Annotated in this window: 2 protein-coding genes; one reads left to right on the top strand and one right to left on the bottom strand. The window is 58.2% G+C overall.

The genetic code is table 11. From position 1 onward, the window contains the following. Positions 1-316: hypothetical protein (locus tag CXF87_RS22060; protein WP_232774906.1), on the bottom strand; the 316-nt coding region annotated here is incomplete at its 3' end. 421 nt (positions 317-737) lie between these two features. Here CXF87_RS22060 and ltrA point away from each other — a divergent pair. After that, positions 738-2,015, top strand: a complete 1,278-nt coding sequence (gene ltrA, locus CXF87_RS11845) for a group II intron reverse transcriptase/maturase (protein WP_101146757.1) — start codon at positions 738-740, stop codon at positions 2,013-2,015. Positions 2,016-2,093 lie beyond the last annotated feature (78 nt).

The raw sequence follows: 2,093 nt of genomic DNA, 5'->3' as shown, positions 1-2,093 counted from the left end.
GCTTTTTTGTTTGCCCGGCGAAGCCGGCAACCTCGGACACCTGAAAGAAGGTGTCGTCACCCCGACTGAGGGGAAGACAACCCGACTGGCAAGGGCGCCACTGGCCAACGGTGGGGTCTGAAGGAAGCCATAGGGTGTTAACGGTACACAACGCAAGTGAACCTGCTTCGGCAGCACAGGTGGGTAAGCGTGCAAAATAGCGCGACGCCCGATACTCAGTCAGGCCTGTGCTGTGTTTGAGGGTGGCATCGTTAACAGGGAGCCGGTGCAGTAACCGGGGAAGCCTGGCACCGTATCCAGTTTGTCTGGAAGGCACGCGTCAAGGTGAAAGCCAAGAGCGGGTCGGGTGTGAGGTGGCAGATGATGCCGTAGTAGTGAGGAAGTTCCGGCCTGTGAAGCCTGGTAACAGCGTGGAGGACAAAACCGGATCGACCGCTGGCGGAGGTTCAGTGGACTGGGCAAGGCCAAAAGCCTTGGTCGGATGCGAAGGGCGGAAGTCATTAATGAGAACGACGGATATTGATCCGAAGGTGGACGCTGCGTTCACAAGCTGTCCGACGGGGCAGGGAAGTGGGTCGAGGTGCGGTGGGAACACAGTGGCTTCGTCCTTCTCTGAACGAGGGAGTAGAACGACACCGTGGCGGCAGATTGCCAAGCGCTAGTACCCGGACGGGTCGTTTGAAACAGACCAGTAGCCAGACCGACGATCGGAGCCGTCATCACAGAGATGAGCAGGCATGAGGAAATACTACAGTCTTTACGGGCAGTTGCTGTCAAAGCAGCGCCTGTATGAAGCCTTCAGACACGTCAAGCGCAACAAAGGTGCGGCCGGAATCGATGGGCAGAGCCTGAGTGCGTTCGAGGGGAATCTGGAGGTGGAGCTGTCGTGTCTGCTCCTCGAACTGAAGGAAAAGCGCTATCGAGCGCAGCCTGTCAGGCGGGTTGCCATCGCCAAGGATGACGGCGGTGAACGTCTGTTGGGTATTCCCACGGTTCGAGACCGGGTTGTGCAACAGGCATTACGCAGTATCATCGAACCGCTCTTCGAACCGGACTTTCATCCCTCGAGCTACGGGTATCGTCCGGGACGCAGTGGCCACCATGCCATTGGCAAGGCGGAGCTGTTCGTGCGCCGCTACCGGCGTGAATGGGTAGTGGATATGGACTTGTCGAAATGCTTCGACACGTTAAACCACGACCTGATCATCCGCCAGTTCCGCCAACGGATCACGGACGGCAGTGTGTTGTCGCTGCTGCGCCAGTGCCTGGAAAGCGGCGTGATGGTGGGGCACCACCTTGAAGAGACGGCGCTGGGCAGCCCCCAGGGCGGCGTGATCAGTCCGCTGATCGCCAACGTCTACCTGGACGCCTTCGACCAGTTCATGAAGGCACGGGGTCATCGAATCGTCCGCTACGCGGACGATATCCTGATCCTGTGCAGCTCACGGGCTGGAGCGGAGAATGCGTTGAGGGCAGCCCACTGTTATCTGGAAGGTGAGCTGAAGCTGACAGTCAATACCACCAAGACCCACATCGCGCACAGCGACGAGGGGATCAAGTTCCTGGGGGTGGTGATCCACACCAAGTACACCCGCATCCAGGAAAAGAAGGTGGTGAAACTTAAGCAGAAGGTGAAAGCGTTGACGAAGCGCAATCGAGGTGCAGGGCTTGCGGTGATCATCCGCGAACTGAATCCTGTACTCCGTGGCTTCGCCAATTACTTCCGGGTAGCGAACTGCGCACGGGTGTTGAAACAGGTGATGAGCTGGGTCAGGCGGCGTCTCCGCTGCGTCCAGCTCAAGCAGTGGAAGAAGCCGAGTCGGCTGCATCGAAGGCTGAAACAGTTGGGCTACCGCCCGCCGTTTAAGTACATCAAGATGCAAAGCTGGCGTAACGCGGCGTCACCGCTGGCCCATCTGGCGATCCCCAGCGCCTACTTGCATGACGATCTGAAGTTGATGGACTTAACGAAGATCAAAACGGGCATCACTGTCCCCGAGTTCGGGGTAAGTTAATGGCATGAGCCGTATACGAGGCCCGTATGTACGGTTCTGTGAGAGGGATGAGGCGGTAACGCCTCACCCTACTCGATA

The sequence above is a fragment of the Halomonas sp. MES3-P3E genome, assembly GCF_002836035.1.
GTDB classification, from domain to species: Bacteria; Pseudomonadota; Gammaproteobacteria; order Pseudomonadales; family Halomonadaceae; genus Vreelandella; species Vreelandella arctica.
The sequence above is the reverse complement of the archived record's forward strand: the minus strand, read 5'-3'. Positions and strand labels throughout refer to the sequence as shown.

Excerpts from the sequence above, each read along its gene's own strand:
- ltrA (WP_101146757.1), top strand. The coding sequence starts at position 738 with ATGAGGAAATACTACAGTCTTTACGGGCAGTTGCTGTCAAAGCAGCGC.